This is a genomic window from Mycoplasma sp. 2045, assembly GCF_024582715.1.
Classification (GTDB): Bacteria; Bacillota_I; Bacilli_A; order Mycoplasmatales; family Metamycoplasmataceae; genus Mycoplasmopsis.
In genome coordinates, this window is sequence record NZ_CP102083.1 from 420,822 (window position 1) to 445,183 (window position 24,362).

General features: G+C 27.6%; 3 protein-coding genes and 1 pseudogene. All 4 read right to left on the reverse strand.

The window, feature by feature from the left end:
* Positions 1-106: 106 nt before the first annotated feature.
* The 4 genes and pseudogenes from NPA13_RS01785 to NPA13_RS01800 all read right to left on the reverse strand — a co-directional run bounded on the left by NPA13_RS01785 (position 107) and on the right by NPA13_RS01800 (position 24,276).
* Positions 107-1,714: pseudogene (locus tag NPA13_RS01785) on the reverse strand (IS1634 family transposase).
* A 22-nt stretch (positions 1,715-1,736) separates the two neighbouring features.
* Positions 1,737-1,988 (reverse strand): hypothetical protein, encoded by a 252-nt coding sequence (locus tag NPA13_RS01790; RefSeq protein ID WP_257088662.1) that lies wholly within the window; start codon positions 1,986-1,988, stop codon positions 1,737-1,739.
* A gap of 297 nt (positions 1,989-2,285) precedes the next feature.
* Entirely contained in the window at positions 2,286-12,548 is a 10,263-nt protein-coding gene (locus NPA13_RS01795) for a lipoprotein 17-related variable surface protein (RefSeq protein ID WP_257088664.1), read from the reverse strand.
* 457 nt (positions 12,549-13,005) lie between these two features.
* Positions 13,006-24,276 (reverse strand): lipoprotein 17-related variable surface protein, encoded by an 11,271-nt coding sequence (locus NPA13_RS01800; protein WP_257088665.1) that lies wholly within the window; start codon positions 24,274-24,276, stop codon positions 13,006-13,008.
* Positions 24,277-24,362: the final 86 nt, after the last annotated feature.

Genomic DNA, 24,362 nt, shown 5'->3' on the forward strand with positions numbered 1-24,362 from the left:
TGTCTACTTTTCTTTTCCCGAGTTTCCAAGTTTGAAGGTCTAAAAACGAATATGCCTATAAATAAGACATATTCGTTTTTTATGTTTCAAAATTACACACATAAAATTAACCAATGCATGCTATAAAATCTCTATAAATTTTGATATTTTCCTGATGATGTGGATCTAAATCATTAATTATTTCTTGAATGATTTGACCATTCACTTCTTTTCTAGTGATTGTCATCATTCTTAATGAATCAACTAATAAATCAATTGATATTCTTTGAATTTCGCCGTTGTTTTCGTAATATTTTTTCAACTTGTAAAGACAGTATTTAATAGTAACTAATGCTAAAAAACATAATAAAACATGAGCTAAAATATGATTTTCTTTATGAACATATACCGGTCTAATTTGTAAGGCAGATTTTAACATTCTAAAATTGTCTTCAACTTTTCACTGTTGCTTGTAAATCTCGTTTGCTTTTTCAGCTGTTAAGTCCATAATGTTGGTTTCAATCATATAAAAACCATCTTGATCAGCTATTTTTCTGATCTTTTCATAATTTAATTTGGCTGTTGTTTTTCCTTCAACATCCATATATTTTTCTTATATTCAGGAACAAGATCACTTAAGCAAATTTCACGATTTGTTGATTTTTGTCTATTTTTGTTAAGAAATTTAACCTTTTAAGTTTATCAAGTGTTTGTTTCGCAGGGCTAAAGTAAACAATTTGCTTTCTCATTTGTCCATTAAATCTCTTCTTATTTCAAATCGAATCAACGTATCTTTCTTTTGAAAAGATTTGATTGTCAAACATATAGTCTTTGTCTTTCACAATAAATCTTCTGCTTTCTTCATTTAATGTGTCAATTCTTTTTGGAAAATATATCTAAAACCTTTTTGTTCTAAAAAACGTAAGTTAGCATTGTTATTTATACTTCTATCAGCAACAATTACTGGATTCGAAATACCATAAAGTTTTTTCATTTCTACAAGAAAATCAATCATTGTTTTGCAATCTGCTGTGTTTCCTGGGAAAACTTTATAGTGAAGGGGAATACCATTACTATCAACTGCCATAGCAATTACAATTTGGTCTTCATCATGCTTGCCATCTTTTGAAAATCCTCTTTGTCTAACTCCTCCCTTGTAAAACTTTCAAAATAAACAGTTGTGTTGTCAAAGTGCATAATATTGTTTTTTCTATTGGTTAATTCATTCATTTTGTTAAATAAATTTTTCAAAATTGCGTTTTTATTCTCCAAAACAGTGTCAAGATAGTTGTAAATTGAAGATTTTTGTACATCAACTTTGTTGATGAAGTCATTCTTGTTTTTAAACTGTGAAGAATAACTTCTTGGCAAAATGATGCGAGTCCCAATAACAAATTCAAGAACTTCTTCCAATGATTTATGTCTGTTTTCCGTTAAAACGCTAAATAAATCCAGTTCCTTAATCACTTTGTAAATCAAATCAATACCAATATTTTGAACACTTGTTTTTACAGAAGTTGGAGCTAATAGTTCAAAAAATGTGCTTTAGCATCTTTTTTGTCTAGATTAACATCAATTTTAGCTGCAATCGGTCTTATATCCTCAATTTTTGATAAATTGTATTTTTCTTTAAGTCTTCTCAATAACCTAAACCTACTTGGCTTCCGTAACCTTTTTTAAAACCTTTTGAAATTGCTAAGACTAAATAGTATTTTCCGTTTTGTTTTTTCTGCATAAGTTGTATTTCATACTCTTTATTATACCATTTTATGTGTGTAATGTAAGTAAAAAATAAAATTTCTTTTGCTTCATATATCTATAGATATATGGATTAAAAAACGACCCTTAAAAAAGGTCAAACTTGGAAACTCAGGATTTATTTGGTCATAGTCACCTGTTTCGGCTTCTTTGTTATCAACTCTTATCAATGCTGATGGTAAAAATAGCAACAAAGGACTTGTTGTTACTCCAATTGTTAAAAATTTCTTTATTAATTTTTTATTTGCCATATTCTTCTCTCTTCTTAAATTAAAAATTTATAATTAAATTTACAATTCTAAATTAAATTTAATAATTACCGTTATATATACATTAAATATTTAAGTTTAATTATAAAAATTTTTAATTATTTTACATTATATATGTAAAAAAAAAAAAAAAACTAGGACAAGAAAAGTAGACAGAAAATAAAAACTGTCTACTTTTCTTTTCCTACTTTGATTGCACAAAATGTACAAAAAAATCAGCACCAAGCAAATTTGGTACTGATTAATTGACTAATTTTCTTGTTAATTATTACTTAACAATTATTTTTTCTTACCAAAGATAAAGATAGCCATTCCTAATAATCAAGTTGCTGCCGAAGCAGCTACAAAGTATGGTCAGATTAAGATTGGTGAGTTGTCTTTTAATGATTTAGTAATAGCTGTTGTAAGCACATTTAATCCATCAATATCTCCGGCCTTAGAAATTAATTGTTTAATATTTTTAAGGTCTGTTGAGTTAAGTTTTTTCTTAGCTTTTGTAGATGTTTCAAAGTAATTGTGTTTAATTACAGCGTTTGCTAAAGTATCGATATTACAAAGGTCTGAAGCGTCAGCTAACTCTTCAAAGTTATTTCTTGATTTGTTTGTTGTGATTGAATCAACTAAATCAAGTAAGTTTTGAGCTTTAGCAATAGCAGCTTCTCCATTTGTATCTGAGAATGCTTTTGAATTAAATTCATTAATTGCTTTAACAACATTTTCTCTATGTTTGTTTGAAGCATCTGTTCCATATGTACTTTGTAAGTATTGGTTCGTTAAATCATTTAATTCATCTACTTTTTTATCGTAGTTAGCTTTGTTTAAAGCTTTAGCATCTTCAATAGCTTTTGCTAATGATTCAGCATCTGTAGCATTCTTAATAGCTTCAGAAGCTTTGAATTTTTCTGAATCTGATAAGTATGAAAGTTTATCAAGATCTTTAAGAGCTTCTTCTTTGGCAGCATCTAAGTTTTCACTTCCATCAAGAGCAGCAGTTGCGTTGTTTAAATTATTTGTTAAATCAACGATGTTATCTACTGGCTCATTAAAGTTAGTAATATTTTTAATTGCTTCTACATCAGCTTTGGCTGCATCAAAGTTAGCTTTTGGTTCATCTGAAGCTTTTGTGTAAGCAATTGTTTTTTGTGCTTTAGAAGCTTTATCTAGAGCTTGTTTAGCATTATTCATTAAAGTAGCATTGTTTACAATGTTATTTACATCTGTAACAGCTTCTTTAGCATTAATATCAGCTTTAGCAGCATCTTTTTGTGCTTCTGATAAGTAACTTAACTTATCAATAGCAGCAATAGCATCTGCTTTAGCTTTTGCTAAGTTCGAATCTCCGTTTAATGCTTTGTGAGCATCTTTAAGAGTTTGCACTTTATCTTGTAAGTTTTCTACAGCGTTTTCAAAGTCTTCTTTGCTTTCTAATGAATTTAAATTGTCTAATGCTGTAGTTAATGCATTTTGTTTGTCTGCATCAGCTTCTTTGAATTGAACTTTTTCTTTAACTGGGGCAATGTCTTTAATTGTTCCTAGAGCATCATCAACTGCTGTTGTATTTGAAACAATGTTATTTACATTGTCAATTGTGTTTTGTTCTTCAACTTTAGCTTTAGCAGCATCTTTTTGTGTTTCTGAGATGTTTTGTAATGCATCAATAGTTTTCTTAGCTTCTTTTTTATACTTGTCTAATTCAGTTAAGAAACCACTTAAAGTAATAGTTTTAGATTCTTCTGATTCAATATCAGTTAAGTTTTCTTTAACTGAAGCAATTTTATATTTAAATGTAATTGAGCCATTGGTATCATCAGCGCTTAATTCAACAATTTTTAAATTAACTTGATTAATCGCTTCATTATCTAAGTTCATATCAAAATATGTGCTTAAATTCTTTAATACTTCATCTTTATTAGCTAATAATTCTGAAGGTAAAATTTCAGCTTGATTATCTAATTTATATTCAACATGAGATTGAATTGTATCATCTGCTAATAAATTATTAATTCTTTCTTTTTCAGTTAAAAATCCGTTGATAGTGAATTTTTTATCATCAACATGAATGTCATTTAAACCGTCTCTTGTTGAATAAATGCTATAAGTACCGCTTAAAGTACCGTTTCTATCATCACGAGTTTTATTACTAATTGTAATATTTGTCGTTTTAGCGTCATTTTGACTTAAATTACCGATAGTAATTGTAGTATCTGAAGCTTGTTTTTGATTTTTATCACTAATACTATTATTAAAATCAAAAACTAGATCTTCTAATCTTTGTAATTCAGTTTTAAAACCGCTTAATTTATTAGTATTAGCACTTCTTGTTTCATTAACAACAATTTCTGCGCCTTCTAAACCTGGTTTAGTTGATTGCAAGGTATAAGTTACTTTGATATATCCTTCACGATCATCACGTTCAGTAATAGTTAATGAATTTTCTTTAACTTTAATTTGATTTTGTTCTAAAGTTTCATTGTTGTTTAATTTAACAGTTACTTTTGAATCAATTACATCATTTTTATTATAAAGTGGTAAGTATTGATCACGATTTGTAAAATCAAGCACAATTTTTGGTAAGAAGTCTTCAATTCTTCTTTTCTCTTCTTCAGTATTTGTTAAGAAGCCAGCAAAATTAACAGGAGTTGATTCTTTTGAAATTACTTTTTGTTCATCGAATGTATCTTTTCAATTGCTTACTAATTTTTTCAAATTATTTTGATCAGTATTTACTTGTCTATTTGAAATTAATTTGTATTTAACTCCAATTTGACCTGTATTATCATTAGAATCTGTTAGAAGTAAATCTGAGATCTGATAGCTTGTATCGTTGGCATTTTCTTTAATTGAAACACTAAAATTATCTTTATTTAATGTTGAAGCTTTTTGAGTTTCTTTATTAACAGTGTTATTTAATGAAATATTATATGGATTAGTGTCAACTAATTTATTTAATCTAGTAGATTCTGTTTCAAATCCACTAATAATAATTTCTTTAGTATCAGAAACTACAGAAGTAAAGTCTTCTTTAGTTGATCTAATTTGGAAACTTAAACGAATTTCACCAGTTAAATCATTGTAACCAACAATTTTTTGATTAATAAATTCATAATTATCTTTATTTAATGTATCTCAAGTTCAATTAGTGGTTGCATTTGTTAAACTTGAAGCTTGTTCATTTTCTTTATTTTGATAATCAATACGATAAAGAACACCGTTTTGAGCTTTGTCACTAAAATCAAGAGAATTTAATCTTTCTTTTTCAATTTGCTCTAAAGTTTTAAAGCCACTTAAAATACCTGATTTGTTATATTGACTACTTGAAGTTACAGTATCCAAGTTTTGTGAATTAACCACGCCTCTATTAGAAATAATTTGTCAAGTATAACTAATTTCACCTGTGTTATCATTAGGCGATTTATCTACTACTTTTAAGTTATAGCTTGTATCTTGATTAGTTGCTAATTTATTTAAAATTAAGTCTTTAAATAATTGTGATGCCGTTCATTTATCATATTGGTCGCTTGCAATATTTTTAATTCCAGCTTCAATTGCTAAGTTTTTCATAATTTCATCAAGACGCATTTGCTCAGTTTTAAAGCCTTTAATTTGAGCATATTTATTATCTGAAATTACATCTTGATAAATTTCATCACTTTTTTCAGAAACTAAATGGTATTGGATTCTAATAGAACCATCAATTTCATTTCTTGCATCAATACCATCAATTACAACTCTAGCTTCCGGAGTAGCTTCTTGAATAGTTGCAGTTACTTTTTTAATATCTGCATCTGAAGGTAAAGTTGCATTTTTGTTTTCATAATATAATACAACAGTTAAATTATTTAAACGTTCTTTTTCTGCTTCACGATCAATTTTATCTTGCTCTGCCTTAGTTCTGAAACCAGATACACTAATAGAACCTAAAGCAGTATTATCTGAAACAGGTGTTACAAAAGGAGCATTAGGATCAACTTCTCAATTAGAAATTAATTCAGCTTGAGTTTTGGTCGAACTAAGTTCGGCTTCAATATTAACAGTTCCTGCAGCATCATCTACACTTTCTTTAGAAACATTAATTAATTCAGCTTTATTTTCATTGCTTTGAGTATAGTAGAAATTACTTAAATCATCATTATCATCTACTGCTTTTGAAGGTATTGATAATGATTTTTGTGGATAATCAACATTAATATTTTGATTATACATCTCTTGACGTAAATTATTTAATCTACCTTTTTCAGTTAAATAATTATCAATAATAATTTCTTTTGGTTCTGAAACTACATCTTGACCGTTTTTGTTACTAATAACTTTAAATTGAACTTTTAAAGCCCCAATTACATCATTATAACCAATTACATTAGTGATACTAATTCTTTCGTTAGCGTGATTATTTGGAGTTTCGAAAGTTAAGTTAATATCATTATGCTTAGAAGCATCATTGAAAGCAGAAGCTAATTTAGTTGCATCACCTAAACCGACAAATTCATCATTGGTGTAAGCATCAATTATTTCTTTTTCTCTATCAATTAGGCTTTGGAAACCACCAATAGTAATTTCTTTAGTTACACTTGAAGTAACGTCACCTAAATTATCTTTAGTAGAAGTTAAATTATAAGTAACAATTACTTGTTGATTATTATTTGGATCTGGTTTTACATTAGTAATTGCGATTTTAGCTTTTGAATCGCTTAATAATGTTTGGTTTGGACTCAACATTTCTTTTTTTACTTCTGAAGCTAAAACTTTATTTTTAGCTTTTTGTCCAGCATAAGTAATTTCTTTAGTGATTGTTTTGTCATTGATTACTTTGTCTAATCTTTGACTTTCAGTTAAAGTATTAAAAGTAGCAGTTTTTACTTGAGTAGAAACAATATCATCTAAACTAGTTCTTTTTGATTTAATCTTGTATTCAACAGTAAATGCACCAGTTTTATCATTAATAGAATTTGAAACAATTTCAACTTCATAAGCTTCATCTGTTTCGCTTGTAGCAAAATTGATATCGCTTGGTTTTATTTCAGAAGCAGTTTTATTTAATTTAGCATTTTCACTTAAAGTAGGTTGATAACTAAGAGCATCAATTCTTTCTTGCTCAGTTTTATATTTATCATTAGTTGCCAATTTAAATGTATAAGTTTTAACTTCAGTTTCTGCGTTAGTTAAATTTGCTTTAGTTGATCTTAATTTATATGAAATAGTTAAACTACCACTTCGATCATCTTGATTAGTAATAGCTAATTCAACTACTTCAGCATCACTATTCTCAGGTAAAATTACAGCTAAAGCACTATTAATGTTATTAGCAGAAATTCCAGAAGGCATTAATTGTGGATTTTTATTTTCATATGAAACTTTTAATAAGTTTAAACGATTAATTTCTTCAAGATTATTAGTTAAATAACCTGCAAACTTTGCAGTATTAGATTGTTTAGATTTAATAGGATCTGAATTAGTAACAGCAGGTTCTCAATTATCTGAAACTAAATTATCTCTAGTTGAAATTAATGTATAAGCTACTCCAATTTCCCCTGTATCATCGTTTGAATTTAATGTTAAATTAGAATCGATTTTAACATTTTGATTAGCAAGAGAATCTGGAACATTAGTAACAAAATCAGCTGATGTTAAATCAGAAGGTTTTTTGTTTGTTGTTCCTGATTTTTGACTAATTACAGAATTTTGATCAGTATTATCAACTAATTCATTCATTCTGTCTGCTTCAGTTTTGAAACCAGAAATAGTTATAAATTTTTCTTCTGATTTTACTCCCTCTAAGCCAGGTTTAGTTGATTGTAATTTAAAACCTAATTTAATTTGTCCAGTAATATCGTTATAAGCAACAATTCTTTTTTCAACAAAAGTATATTGACCATCTGCTTTAGGACTTCAAGTTCATTTATCACTATCTAAATCATTTAAATTAACTTTAGAAGCTAAAATTTTAGATTTATCACTTCTATCAATACTATAACCACTTAAGCCATCTAATCTAGTTTTTTCACCATTTTTAAATCCGGTGATTGTTACGCTATTAGCATCAGATTTTGGCACTGTATAAGTGATATTATCTAAATTATTATCTTGTCTTCAGAATAAATCTTCTTTAGATTTAGTTGAAGTTAAAGTGAAGTTTAAAGTACTTCTACCAAAATCAGATTCTGGATTAATGTTTGTGATATCGAAAGTTAATTCTTCATTTGTTGCATTTGAATATGAATAATTAGCTTTATTTTTAGCAGTTTCTGAATTAGCTAATTCATTGGCAGCTGTAAAATTAAGACTAATTTTACTTTTATCTTCATTAATACTATTAGCAATAGTATTTAATCTTTGTTTTTCAGTTTGATAATTATCTTGAGTATCTGCTTTAAAAACGTAAGTTTGCACTTTAGTTTTAACATCAGTTAAATCAGTTTTAGCTGAAACTATTTCATAAGTAATTTCAAGTTTACCATCAACATCATTAGCGGCAACTACTTGTATATTTTTAATAACAGCATCTGGTTGATTATCATTAATTGCCACAGTAAAAGGACTTTGATCAGTTGCATAATTTTTAGCTACATTAGTAGCAAATAATTGTGGTTTATTATTAGTATGATTAATAGTTAACTTATATAAACGAGTGCTTTCATCAAGTTTAGATTTAAGTTTACTTAATTCTTCTTTTAAAGCTTTAAAGTTAGCTAAAGCTTTAGTATAAAGCCCACTGTAATCATTTGGATCTGTTTGTTCAACTTGATTTAATTTATCTTTATTTTGATTACCATCTGCTAATTTTAAGTTAAATGCAGTATTTAACTTGGTAGTTAAACTATCGGCAGCATTTTTGAGTGAATCAATAGCATTTTTATAACCAACATTAGTATCTGCCACATCATTAGTTTGTCATTGGTTAATTTTTTCTAATTCTTTACCAATTGCTAGGTCTAAGGCTTTAACTTTTTTAAATTGATTTTCTTTATCACTTTCATTAGTAATTGTGGTATCAATTTCTTTTAACAATTGTTGTTTTAATTCAACTGTCATGTGTTTTAATTCATTTTGTCTTGGTAAATATGAACTAGAACCATCTAATTTAGATTTGGCATCTTCAAGATCTCTTAATAAAGTTTCAATTTCTGCGCTATTAGTAATTGGAGTAGTAGCAGAATCATCAATTACTGCCTTGGTTTGCTCAATAAGTTGTTTGTAGTTATCTTTTTCACTTTGAGTTTTTTCATAAGTATAAAGTTCATCAGTAATTTCACCATTATTATTTGGTTTAAGTGAATCAGGCAATTGATCATAGTATTCTTTTAATGCTTTCATTTGTGTATTTAAATTAGTTGCATTAGTTTTAAATGTTCCATAATTTTTAGGATTTACATAATTACTATCATTACTATCTGCAATATTTATTCGATCAATTAAAGATTGTTTTTGCTTAGCAGTTAAATTAGTTAATGAACGAATATGATCAATTAATACTGCTTTATCATAAATTAGTTTTAAATTCGCATCGTTACCAAATTGAGTAAATTCCTTGCTAATTGGATTAAGTTGAGTTTCATTGATTAATCTTGAAAATTCTGTCTTCTCAGTTTCAGTTAAATTAGTTAATTTATTTAATTTAGTAGTCACATTACTTTTAGCTTTGTCAAAAATAGTATTAATTTGATCAGCTAACTGTTGATTATTAGAAGTTCAATTGGTATCTTTTATAACTCCATCATTTGCTCGATAGTTATTTTGCAATTGAGTTATTAAAGTATTAAATTCTTGTCTTTCAGTTTCGTTGCTTTCAACAAAAACAAATGAGTTAACTGCTTTTTTAGCTTGATTTTTGTTACCATCTAAAGCTTGTAAAGTTTCAGTTAAGGTAGTTAATCCGTTTTCTAATTTAGTTTTGAAATTATTAAATTTATCATAATTTGATAAAAATTCTTTGCTTGGATCATTTAAGAAAATTTGTTGATATTCAGCATTATCAAATGCATCAATAAATTTATTGTATTCTTCTTCCCCCTCTTCGCCTTGACGAGTTGATAAGGTGTTTTCTGAAGCAGTTTCTTTTCATTTACCAGCACTTGTTTTTAAATTCTTTTTAATTCAGTCAATATAATTATTTAAATATTTACGTTTCTGAATTGCTTCAGCTACTGTTGTTTGGAATTCTCTTAATTTATCTAAGTTTGTAGTTGAATTAGTGTCAATTAAATTATCTATTCCACCATTATTAGCAGTTAAAGTGAATTGATTATTAATTATTTCAATAGCTTTATCTTTAAATAATTTGTAAAGATTAGTTTTTTCAACTTGACTTAAAGATTGATATAGTTCTGGATGAGCAGTTGCAAATTGACTAGTGGCAATATCATAAATATTTCCACTTACTACATTATCAACAACTTTGTATCCATCTAATTTAGCTACTTCTTGATCATAGGTTTGGTGATTTATACCTAAAATTCCATTTAAATTAATACCTCAATCAGTAGCAGTTTTTTGCCCTTGTGGCAGAGGCTGATTGCTTTTTAAGGCATTTTTTCCACTAGATAAAAATTCATGAAGTTTTTCAACCATTTCTTTTAAATTTTGAGTAGAAGAATAAGCAAAATTTAATTGAGAAATTAATTTATCTTCAACGTTAGATAATCCTTTATTTGCATCAGAATAATAAATTTCATCAACTTCTGAAACGAATTGAATCATAGGAATCATTCTTCTTAACAATGTAATGAATCTGTGCACATATTTTTGATCATCTGGGGTACTTGTGTTTTTATGATCATTAAATCAAACATCACTTTCATTCTTATTTTCACCCCTATTTTTAAATTCATTATTAATAAATTTTTGAACTAATTCACTAACTCAACCTGATAAATTAGGGAAATCTGTTTGTAACATTTGTTCAATTCTTAATCTATCAGTAATAAGAGGAGTATAGGTTAAATCATTAAAAACATAAAAACCTTGAGAATCTTTTGTTGTAGAAGTAAGTTTTGCTTCTGCAATATTTCATTGATTTTGGAAATTAGTGTCTTTAATTTTTGCTTTAATTTTAAAAGTGCTTGGATCAATATTATTAAGCGGTGAATTTAAAGTGTATTCACTATAATATTCTCTTGCATTATTTATGTTATTGTATTTTGTTCTATCTAAATCAAGTAATTTAATTTCTGTACCATTTTGATTAGTGTAATAAAGACCTACTTCGTACAATTTATTATCAATTTCGTCATCTTCTCTTCTTTTAATTGATTTAGGTAAATATATGTTAGCTTCAGATGAATTAACTGTTTCTTTAATTCTGAATTTGTATTCAGATGATTTAGTTTTTTCACTTCTTATGATAAATCCAGATTCACCTTCAAAACCAGAGTTAAATCCAACATCAAAAAGAGTGTAAGCTCCACCTAAAAAGGTTGGGACAGAAGTTTTGCCATTTCATTTAAAATTAGGATTATCAACTGTTTCAAATTCAACAACTACAACGTTGTTTGATCATCCTCTATTTCTAGCATTTGGTGCATCAATGAAAAAACTAAACATATATCCGGCATTTTTTTCTAATAAATTTCAAAAACCAATACCTTCATTATTTAATAAATCTTCATCATACAAGCCATCATTAATTAATTGTCTTGCTACTTCACCATTTTCAAATTTATTAATTTTTTTAGTAGATTTATGATAGAAACCAGGTGTTCCCTTTCCAAGGGTAGTAACTTGGTCGTTAATTAATCTATTAGCAATATCTGAGCGGCTATCACGAGTTAAACCATTTTTTTCAGCAATTACTTGTTCTTCTGCTGTTCAAGGGTAGGCAGAATTAGTTCACAATCCTCTTAATCTAATTTCGCTATTATTGTTATATCCAGCTGCTCCAGCAGTGGAAGTATTTTCTGGATTTACTCAGTTAACAATATTTTGTCACTTATCTTCAAAGTAAGGATTTTGAGAATAAAGCGGATTAATAAAAGTGTAATCACTTTTATTGGTTGGTAATTTAGTTCATGAAACCGGAATTTCCTTTGTTGAAACATTTGCGTAATCAATAACATTAATATCAGCTGGATAAAATGAAAATTTAACGAATGAATTATCCGCTAAAATCATGTCTTGAGAAAAATAGAAACCACCTAAATATCTGTTTTCTCTAAAATTAGCTGGTTGATCTTTATGAAAAATTAATTTTCATTTTCTACGTCTACCATTTAATGATTTATCATCAACCCAATTAGCTCTTTTAGTAAATCTATCAAAATAATTTGTATTTAAGAAATTAGGATTTCTATTATCAGTTACTGATGGATCACCAATAGTTACTAAATTTTGAGTTCCTTTATATCCATAGAATTGATACCCAATTCCATCGTCATATGAACCATATTGACTATATCTTGTATTAGAATATATGTCAGTATCTCCATAAAAGAAACTGTCATATTTAGTATCAGTAGTATCTTTACCCATGTAGATAGGAACTGAAGAAATTAAAAGTATAGATGAAGAAAGAGTAGCGCTTAAAAGCGTAAATATATTTTTTTTCTTCATAAATGAAGTCTCCTGTTAATTGTTTTAATTAAATATAAAAATATATACACATTAAAATAAACATAAAATAACTCAACTCATGCGAGTTTTTTTAATGATTTCGAAATACATATGAAATCATTTATGTATGTATATGTATATGGATGTATTATACATCTTATAGAAGAACTTATAGAAGAATTATAAAAAAACAAAACGTTTTGAAAATTGCATTAATTTCAGGTATGACATTAATTCCTGTGACATTTGTTGCTCTTGTGAAAATTCTAAACTAAAAGAAATAAACAGGCACACTAAAAGTGGACAGAAGGGTTAATTAGACATAATAACACCTCAATGTTGTTGAGGTGTTTTCACATTTATGAAATTTTTTAGTTTTTAAAAAATACAAAAAATCAGCACTATTTTTATCTAGTACTGATTGATTTTGATTGTTTATTAATTGTTAATTAACTTCTTATTTTTTCTTTCTACCAAATGCAAAGATTAACATACCAATTAATCAAGTTGCTACTGAAGTAGCTACAAAGTATGGTCAGATTAGGATTGGTGATATTTCTTTTAATCTTTTATCAATAGTTGTTTGTTTAACTACATCTTCGTTGTTATGAGAGTTAAGATTATTTAAAATTTCATCTGAATCAGCAATTGCTTTATTAATTGCATTTCGTTGATATTTAGTGAATTTTTCAAATTTCTTAGATTTGGTTAAATCCACTAAATCATTTTTAGCTTTAGCCAATTCTTCAGCATCAACATATAATTGAGTAATTTGATTATGTTTATTATCAAATTCTGTGCTTGTAGCATTATTATCTAAAACGTTATTGATTAATGTTGCTTTAGTTGTGTCATTAAGCACATCGCTCGCTTTAACTTGTTGAATTAATTTGTCTTTAGCTTTAACGTTATTTAAGTTATTTATAAAGCTTGAATCATTAGCTAAATTCAATATTTCGCTAATTAATTTATCTCTGGTTTCATCAGAAATTTTGTTGTCTTTAGCTTCTTGATGTAATTGATCAATTAAGTCTAATCTAGCTTTTTCATTGTCTAATTTATTAGTAAATTCTTCGCTTGTTTCATCTAATTCTCTAATGTTTTGAGAAATTGAATCTTTTTGTTCTTGTGTCAAGTTTGGATTTTTTCTAATTTGATCAATTGCTTCTTGTTTTTTATCAATGTTTTCAGCTATTTCATTGTAGTTTTGTTCAATTGGATTGTTAGCTAAAACATCTTCAACTAATTTAGCTTTATCATTGTCACTTAAAGTTTGATCATTATTAATTTTGCTTAATTTATTTAATTGATCTTTGATGTTGTCAAAGCTTACTGAAGCATTTTCGCTATTAGCATTAATTGGGTCTAATTCAGCAATTAATGCGTCTTTTTGAGCTTGTGGCAAGTCTGATTGGTTAATTTGTTCGTAAAGTTCGGCTTTTTTATCAATATTACTAATTTGATGATCAAGACTTGATTTGGTTTGATTGTTATCTAAGTTAATAATTTCATCAACTAGATTTGCTTTATTTTCTTTAGTTAACTCATCATTTGCTTTAATTTGTTCAATTGCTTTAACTTTAGCTGAAATATTATCTGCTTCAGTAGCAAAATTATCTGAATCTTTTGCTAAGTTATGAACTTGATCAATTAAAGCTTCTTTAGTATTTTCATCTAAATTAGGGTTTTGTTTAATTTGGTCAATTAAATTCAATTTAGATTCAATGTTATTTAATTTATCAGTTAATTTACTGTCATCATGAGGGACATTAATTACTTCATTAACTAATTTGTTTTTGTCTTCATCGCTAATGTGTTCATTAGTTTGAATTTTTTCAATTAGTTTAGCTTTTTGATCAATTTTAGCAATTTGATTTTCTAAATCATCTTGTTTATTGTCTAAGTTAGCAACTTCATCAATTAATTGTGATTTTTGATCATCAGTTAAATTAGGATTGCTTCTGATTTCTTTAATTTTATTTTCTTTAAGTTCTTCATTAGCTAATTGATCAGCAAATGTTTTATCTCTAGGGTCTAATTGACTGATATTATCACTTAATTTTGCTTTATCTTCAGCGTTTAATTGAGATTCATCAGTAGCGTTAATTCTTTCATAAGCTTTTTCTTTAGCTTTAATGTTGTTTAATGTATCACCATATGAATTTTTGTTAGCTTCGCTGTTTAATTTATCATCAACATTAGCTTTTTCAATATCGTCGATTAAATCTGCTTTTTGTTCAGGTGTTAAATTAGCATTGTTTTTAACATCATTAATTAAGTTTGTTTTATTAACGATTTTATCTAAATTGTCTTTGAAGTTTTGAACTTCATCAGCATTATCTGAATTAGAAGGAATAGCTAAGTCTTTAACTTGATCTATTAAAGATTGTTTTTCAGCAGGAGTTAAGTTGTTATTTTCATTAACTTTTTCAATCGCCTTTTCTTTAGCATATTCAAAGTTTTTATCACCATCAAGAGCATTTTTTGCATCAATTAATGCTTTTTCTAATTCTAATACTTTAGCAACGTCTTCATTTGAACCTTCTTTACTGATTAATTCATCAACTTTGGTTTTAGCTTCATCATAGTTTGCTTTTGGTTCTTGAGAAGCTGCGACATATTTAGGATTATCTGTTTGAGTTAATTCATCATTAATTGCCTTAGCTATTTCTTTTAATTGACCCATAGCATTGTTTAATGTTTGCGCTTTATCAACCACTTTGTCAACGTTAGCTAACAATTTAGCTTTATCGACTTCTTCAATTAAAGCTGTTTTTTGAGCATCATTAAGATGTTCAAGACTATTAATTAAGTTTCTTGCTTCAGCTTTTTTGTTATTGATTTTTTCATCGCCATCAAGATTTTGAGCGGCAACATTTAATTTTTCAATTAATGAATCTATGTTCTCAACACTTAATTCAGCGCTTCCATTTTCTTTATCAGCTAAATTGCTTGCATCATTAAACGCTTTATCAAATTCACGCATTTTTACTTCAGTTGCATTTTTGTAATCAATACTATTAGGTGTGTCTTGATTGTCAGCAACTGCTTGTTTAAGCGCAATCATTTTTTCATCTAATGTTGCTGCTTCTTCAGTTACAGCTCTAACATCTTCAGGAGTTGTAGCTTTATCAACTTTAGCAATTAAAGCTGATTTTTGAGCATTATTAATGTTTTCTAAAGCTTTAATTTTAGTAATTTCTTCAGCTCTAACTGCTTGAATGTGTTCTTTACCATTTAAGTTATTAATTGCTTCATGAACCGCGTTGATTTTTTCTTGAATCTTGTTATTGCTTAAGATGTCTTTTGTGTCATCACTTGGTTCGTTTAAAGTTGTTTTGTAGTCTTTTAAAGCTTTAATAGCATCATCATATGCTTTTCTGAAATCTTCTTCTGAACCTGTGTAATTAATATCGCTTTTAATCTTAGTTTCGTTGTTTAAGTATTGACCAAGTGTAGCCATTGTGCCATTAACTAATGCATTATTTGCGTCAACACTATTTACATCGGCAACTGAATTTTGCTCATTAATTTTAGCAATAGCATTTTCTTTAGCTTGATCAACTTTTTCTTCACCATTTAATCCATTGATTGCATTATTTAGTTCAGTGATTTTAGTATCAATTTGCTCAACACTTAAATTAGTTCCATTATCACCTAAATCTTCAGCTCTAATTGCTACTTGATTATTGTATTTAACTTGACGATCTTCGTCAGCTTCAACATAATCAACACTTGTTTTGTCAACTTCAGCAATATCTTTGTAAGCTTTCATTTTGCCATCAATTTCTTTAGCTTTTTCAACAATATTATTAGCTTCACTTGCTTTGTTATTTTTGACTTTTTCAGTTAAGGATGATTTTTGAGCTGGATTTAAGTTAGTTAAATTACCAATTGTTTCAATAGCTTTGGCTTTAGCTGTTTCATCAGCTTTGGCTTTATCTAAAAGATTTTTAACATTAATAGCAAAATCTTCATTTGTCTTATCTAATGTGGCAGCATCAATCTTAGCAATATATGTATCTTTTTCACCTTTAGTTAAATTATCTAGTTTAGCTAATTCATCTTTGGCATTGGTTTGTGCATATTTAAGAGCCTTGTCATAAATGGCTTGTGTTTCTTCATCTCTTGGAACTTTTGATAATTTTTCAACTTCGGCTTTCAATAAACCTTTTTGGTTTTCGTTTAGACTTGGGAAATGATTCTTAATGTCATTTCTTGATACTTCTCTATTTCCATCAAGTGCTTCATCAGCAGTTTTTAAGACTTCTTTACTTTGGTTTGCTTCATTAGCTAAACCATTTAATGAATCAGCAGTTGCATTGCTTAAATCTTTAGCTTTTAGTTCTGCTAATTTAGCTTTAGCATTTTTTAAGGCTTGATCAACAGCTTCTTTTCTGTCTTGAGCATCTTTGGTATAAATGCTTGTTGCAACTTTAGCTTCTGTAGAAGTAATTTGTTTTTCTAATTCGCCAAGATCTAAGTTTAATTTTTGAGCTTTTTCTAAGAGTTTTTGTGCAGCTTCTTCATCAGTAGCATTACTTAATAAGTCTTTAATTTTATCTTTTTGATCTTTTGATAAATTATCAAGTTTATCAACTTCTTTAGCTTTTTTGTTTTTGTTTTCTTCACCATTAAGTGCATCATAAGCAGAAATTAATTCTTCTTTAGCATTGTCAATTTCTGTTTTTAAAACATCGTCTTTAGCAATTAAATTATTTAAAGCCTGTAATTTTTCATCATAAGTTTGTTTTAAAGCAGTATTTGCTAATCTATATTTGTCAGCAACTTTATTTGCTGATTTAGCTGTTTCATAGGTCAATTGGTCATCTTTTGCTAATTTTTGAATTTGTTCTTTTACAACGTTCTTAGCTTCTAAAATAGCAGTATTTAAAGCTGTAGCAGATTCTTGAACTGTTGAAGCTTGTGATGTTGTCGATGTTTTAACTTGATTTTCAAATACAGCCTTTTGGTTCTGTGTTAAATCACTTAAATCATTGATTGCGTTAATAGCTGCTTGTTTATTTTGATTTAATTGTTCAGCTTCTTGAATTATCGCTTTAACAGCAGCGTCATATTTGTGACCTTGAGTTTCATCAAGTGCTGCATTATTAACTTTTCTTAATAATTCAGTAATTTCTTCACTTGAAAGATTTGCATAATTATTCTTATTAATTTTGTTTGACGCTTTGGTTTTACTTAAACTTAATCCTTCTTGAAGGATGCTTGATTTTTCTTCTTGTGTTGGTTGTTTTTGTAAATTATCAACTTTGTTTTGTAAAGCTTTAATTTGACTAGCATCTAATAATTCTCAATTATTAAGATCTTCTTTGAATTTGTTTCTATAACCATCTAAGGCATCAATTGCATCATTTAAGGTTAATGTTTGAGTGTTAATTTCACCGGTTTTTTCAGCAATTTGTTCTTTGTTTAAATTATTTAAATCAGCTGTTTCATAGCCTTTTAAGGCTTTTTTAGCATCTTGAATTGCTTGGTCAAATTTAGCTTGGTTACCTGTTGTATCACCTGTATATTCAAGTTTATCTCTTTTACTTTCAGCTTCAGCTATTTTAGCTTTAAGATCAACAATAGCTTTATCTAAGTTTTTAGCTGCTTCAATAATTTTGTTTGCTTCTTCTTTATTAGCGGCTCCATCAATTTTATCTTTGATAGCTTGTTTTTGTTTAGGTGTTAAATTGTTTAAATCATCAATTCTTTGATTTAATGCATTTTGGTTTTGATCACCATTTAACTCACCATAAGCAGTTTGTAAATTGCTTAATACTGTTTCAACAGCACTTAATTCTGAGTTAGCGCCATTAGTTTTATTAAGTAATTCTTGAGCTGCTGATAAAGCATTATCATAAGCTTGTTTTTTATTAGCATCTGCTAAAGTATAAACAATAGCTGTTTTAGCATCATTGTTTTGATCATCTTCAACTGCCTTTTTAGTTAAAGCGGTTAATTCAGCTTTAACAGCATCACTTAATTCATTCATTTTGGCATTTAATGTGCTTGCTGTTGCACTACGAGTTTGAATTGATTCAGTTGAAGTAGCTGATTTTAAATCTGCTTTATAAGCGTCTAATTGATTGTTATTTAAATAAGGGTAATTATTTGTTGCATCAGCAATAGCTTTTTCAATTTCTGCTTTAACTTGAACTTTAGCTACTTCATTAAGATTATTGGCTTTTTCTAACTCATCTAATAAAGTTTGTTTTTTTGCTTCAGGAACATTGTTATTAATGTATTGGGCAACTTTTTCTTTTTCAGCTTGTAAAGTAGTTTTAAAGCCTGTTAAAGTAATTTTTCTTGTGTTAGTTGAAACAACCGCTGGATTTTGTGGGTCATTATTTGAATTCAATATTGCTTTGGTAGAAGCAATTTTGAATGTTATATCTAATGTACCATTATCATTGTTTGGCGATAACTGAATACTGTTTAAATAACCTTCAACATCTAAGTTTGCTGGGTTGTTAAACGCTTTAATAGCTTTTTTAGCAACTTCACTTGGCAATTGATTTCTATCAATTGCGTTAGTATCACTTTCATTAATAGTAAATGAATTGTTTGAATCAGCTAAAATAGCATCCACTCTTTGTTGTTCAGTTAAAGTACTTAAGGAATTATCATTATTTAAAATATAAGTTTTACTTGATTGAACACTTTCAAGATTTTCTTTAGTTGATTGATATTTGTAACTTAAGTCTAATTTACCTGTTAATTCATTTCGATTTGAAATAACTCAATCAACTGGTTTCACATCTGCAAGGATTGTAGAATCGTTAAATTCAACATCATCTTTAGTAATTTCACTAGCAGTTTTAGTATTTTGTGAATTATCTTTAACTTTTGCTGTTGCAGTTTGTAATGAATTTAATCTAGTTAATTCATCATTATAACGTTGTTGACCGTTTAAATTATTAATTGCATTTTGAATTTCAGTATTCATTGAGTCAACATTAGTTTTATTCATCAAGTCAGAATTATTTTCAGTATTTAAAGCAGTTAATAAATCTTCTGCTTTTTTAATTGCGCCACCTTTTTGACCATTATTTTTAGCAGGATTACCATCATAAGCAGTTCTTAAATCATTTGTTGTATAAATATAATCATCGCTTGTTACAACAGTATTTTGTTTCGTGATGTAATCACGCAAGGTTTTCATTGATGAATTTAATGCATTATTAGTTGCATCTTGACTGTTAACATCTGCAATGGTATTTTTAGCATTAATTAAAGCAATTGATTTTTCTTTTTGTTTATCAGTTAATGATGAATAATCAGAATTAACTTTAGCTCTTGCATCCTCTTTAGCTTTTTGTAATCTTTCAACACCATTTAAATCGCTAATTGCATCTTGAATTGCTTTGGTTCTATTTTTTACTACTGTTAATGATAAATTAGATCCTTGAGTTTTATCAACATCAGTTTTTTGTTGAGTTACCGCATCATCTAATGCACTTTGATTATCTGCTTGAGTGTAATCAATTCCTTGTTTAATTGTTTCAATATTATTAGTTGCATCATTATAAGCTTTCATTGCATCATTTAAATCACTTGCATCAGCAACTTTTTTATTTAATTGATCAATTGGAGCATTTTGAATTGCTTCTTTAATAGCATTTTTTTGTGCATTATTTAAATATTGATAATTATCAATTTCTGTTTTTTTAGCGTCTCTTTGATTTTGTTCATATTGCGCTTGAGTTAAGAAACCAGTTCTAGTTTGTGAAGCTGAAGCATTACTTTTAATATCTACATTTGAAGCAATTTCATCAGCAATAGTAACTAAATCATTTGCTTCCCTTGTAGTTTTTAATTTGTAAGTATATGAAATTGATCCATTAGTGTCATTATTTGTGGGATTAGATAAATCAGTTAATGTGACATTGTTATCATTACCAAAATTATTAATAAGTGAAATTGTATAGTCAGTATTCAAAGTTGAATCTGAAGCACGTTTGATTGGATTAGCTGTAATATTAAGAATTGTTTTTTGAGTATCATTAGTATCTTGAGTAATTAGGACATTTAATCTATCTGCTTCAGTTTGGAATCCAGTAATTTCAGCGGTTTTTTCAGCTGAAATAGCAGCATTATCAATAGTTGATTGCAATTTATATGCAACTTTGATTTTACCTGTAATGTCATTGTAACCAAGATATCTAACACTATTTGCATAAATTTTTGTATTGGTTGGCAATTGTCAAACAATATCAACATTTGCATTATTTGCTTTTTCCACAGTTGAGGCTTGAATATTAGGTTTTTTAGTTGCCTCTTTATATTCTGGAGTAGCGCTTAAAGTTTCAATTCTTGATTGTTCATCACTAAAACCAGTAATTGTATAAGTTTTATCCTGTGTATAGATGTTGTCTTTATCACTTGATTTAAGAATTTTATAAGTAACTACTAAAGTACCAGCATTATCATCAGCTTTAATACCAATAATTTTAGTTTCTACCCTTTGCTTATTAGGATCAATACTATCAGTAGTAATTAAACCTTGTTTTGCAGTTGAAGGTTTAATGTTTTTGTCTGGATAATCAAAAGTTGCAGTATAATCTTTAATTTTTTCACGTTCATTATTAATATCAGTTCATTTATCGACAATAGTTTTGATATTTTTATCTGAACCGATTAAAACTTTATCAGAATAGTCTTCATTAGCTTCATAAGTATCTTTATACAATTCAGCTTGATCAATTAAACGATTAACATTGTCTTTTTCATCTTGACTTAAATAATCAAGACTATTAATTTGATCTTTGGCATTTTCTATTGCCATATCAAATGCAAGTTGCATTTCATCATTAATAATTGAATAATAATTTGCATTAATTGCTAAAGTTTTAGTTTGGGCATTATAGGTAAATGGGCCTTTTGATCCCAATTTTCCTTTTAGAGAATTAATGATATAGAATTTTTCACCAATAGTATTATCACCATTTAAGAAAGTAAAATTGTTGATTTCTTTTTTAAATTCTTCAACAGCCCCATTAAGTTGATCACCAGTCAATTTATTAATTCAATTTTGTTGTAAAGTATTTTTTCCATTAGTGTAAAAAGTGGTTAACGTGCTAGTTGATTCAAAAATGTTTGGAATTGTCTTATTATTTGCATCTTTTAAATTTGCATCAAAAGTATCAAAAGAATTTAAATTAATAGAATTGGTTGATTTTGTAAAAACAGCATAATTTTTAAAATCATTTTGAGGTTTTTGTTGCTCTAAAATTTGAGTTTTCAAATTATTTTTTTCTGTGACAAGAGAATTTAAATTTGCAATAGTATCTAAAACATTCTTAATATTAGATTCGTAAGGCTTTGATTTTGTTGAGTCAAATGTTTTAACTTGTTCTTCAGTTGTTAAAGTATCAATAACATTTTGAATAAGATTATCAGTTAACAAATTAGTTGCTCTTGTATTATTTGTTGAATAAGTTTGAGAATTAGCTTTTGTAATTTCATAATCATTCAATTTGCTATATAGAGAATTTAAATTATTTTTACCAGAAGTTAGAATTGCATCAAGTCTATCACCTAAAACTTTTTTAATTGTTTGTAAAATTCGACTTAAAAAATCAAATGATTCTAATGTACTATATTTACTGGAATTACTTCTATCTTGTGCATTTGGATCATTATTATATTCAGTAGATTTAAGTTTAATAACGCTAGAATTGGTGTTGATAAAATCTTCTAAATTCTTTTTAACTTCGATATCAGCTAAAGCATAAAGCATTTTATTTGTGGCAATTGTATTTCAATCACTATCATAGATTTGAGTATTAAGTGGGTATTCACGAACCTCTTTATATTTTTCTTCTATTGATTTTTGTAAATCATCAATTTGATCTATTTTAGCTTTTCAACTATTTTTAGCTGTTTCATTTGTAAATTCATTATCAACATTAAATGAAGTATCGCCTTCAACATATCTAGTTAAAGCATCTTTTTCACCTTTAGTTAATCATTTTTTAGATTGAATATATCTTTTAAGATATTCTAAATCTGTAAATGTGTATTCAATCGGTGCAAAATCAAGATATTCTCTTCCAAAAGTAGTTGATGCAGAAGCAGTTGAGGTTTTAGTAATCATTCTTCATTTTTTGGTATCTGTACCTGGGACAAAAGAAGCATTTAAACGTAAATTATCCAAGTTATTGTATTTTTTATAATCTTGATAAATATTTCTTGTTCTAATTACGTTTTTGTCGTCATAAGAAACACCATTTTTATCTATATTGTATGCAAAAGCACTATTTCCGTTTTCAGAAATAGATAAATTAGCTTGTGGAATTCCATCAGTTGCTTGATCGTAAAATTCAAGACCATTTTGATTTTTTTCTTCAGTATTAAATTTCTTTAAATATGACTGTTTCCGATCAGCCATTTTAATAAATCCACCGATAACCTTGTGTTCATCTCTATTATTTAAATTTCTATATTCTGAAACTCCAAAATATGTTTTCTTTTCAGTGGTTGAACCAGTATTACCAGCATATAATTGATCAAAAGGTTCAGGTGAATTATTGAATTGTTTCATTTCTAATTCAACTACAGCTCCTGCAACAATTTCATTATGTGATGTACTTGTATTAACTCTAAAAACAAATAATCCCCCTTGATTTTGAGTTATATTATTTTTAGTAATAACAGGAGTCTTATCCCTAATTATTGAGTGTTGAAATAAACCAAAAGCAACTTTATTATATTTATCGGTTGTGAAAGTAAATTTAGAATCTCTTACTGCTTGTGGAGTATAACCTCTAATTAAAACATCATAAAGTTCATTACTTCCTTGTTGTCTAGTGTTTTTTCATCAGTTTATTTGATTTTTATTTGCATCTGACATATTATTTTCGTACTCATTAGGAATATGATCATAATATGGTAAATAAGCATAGTCACTAATGTAAGCCATTTTTGACTTACCGTTTATGGTTGTACTAACTGATTTCTCTGCGCTAGTTAATTGTTGCGTTTTACCTATTCATGGGCTTATTTCCATTTTTCCAATATTAGCTTTCGGATTATCATTGATATTTATAGTATATGTAGTTAATTTACCTTCAGTTTGATCAATATTAACACTGCTACTATCTTCTTTAACAAATAAGTGAATTTTGATATCACCAACTAATCTAATATCATCTGAAAAGTAAATTCCAGCAGTAAAAAAGTCATTATTTGTATCAGCATTAGTTAAGTTAACACCAACTTTAACTTTTTTAGTATTAGTTAATGGATTAAATCCATTTCCATTTCATCAAGAACCAGTGTTATCAGGTAATGATGATGAAGCACCATCTCTTTCTCAAGAATACATATTACCAATTTCATTAGCAAAACCTTCACCGTTTCAATTGGTTTGATTAATATTTGATGGTAAACCAGGGGTTGAAGCATCGAATAATCTATACCATGCATCACCAGTCGCGCTTCATTTAAGCTTATTATTTCCAGTTTGACTTAAATTAGTTACTCCATCTGCGTTTAAAGAGTTATATCACCTATGAACTGTTCCATTACTGTAATTATCATAACCTGTTCAAATATCATCTGAAATATTAGAATTAACTTTATCAAACACATAATTATCATTATTAATCGCAATATTCACATCTTGTTTTGAATGATTTGCTGAAAGAGTCAAAGTAAGTCCTATTAATGGTGCTGATACAGGCACGATTAAAAGACCCTTTTTTAATGCTTTATTTTTCATACATATCTCCTAATTCTATATATATAACTATTCTGTAATATATATATATATATATAGATTCATTATATATTAATTATAGAATTATG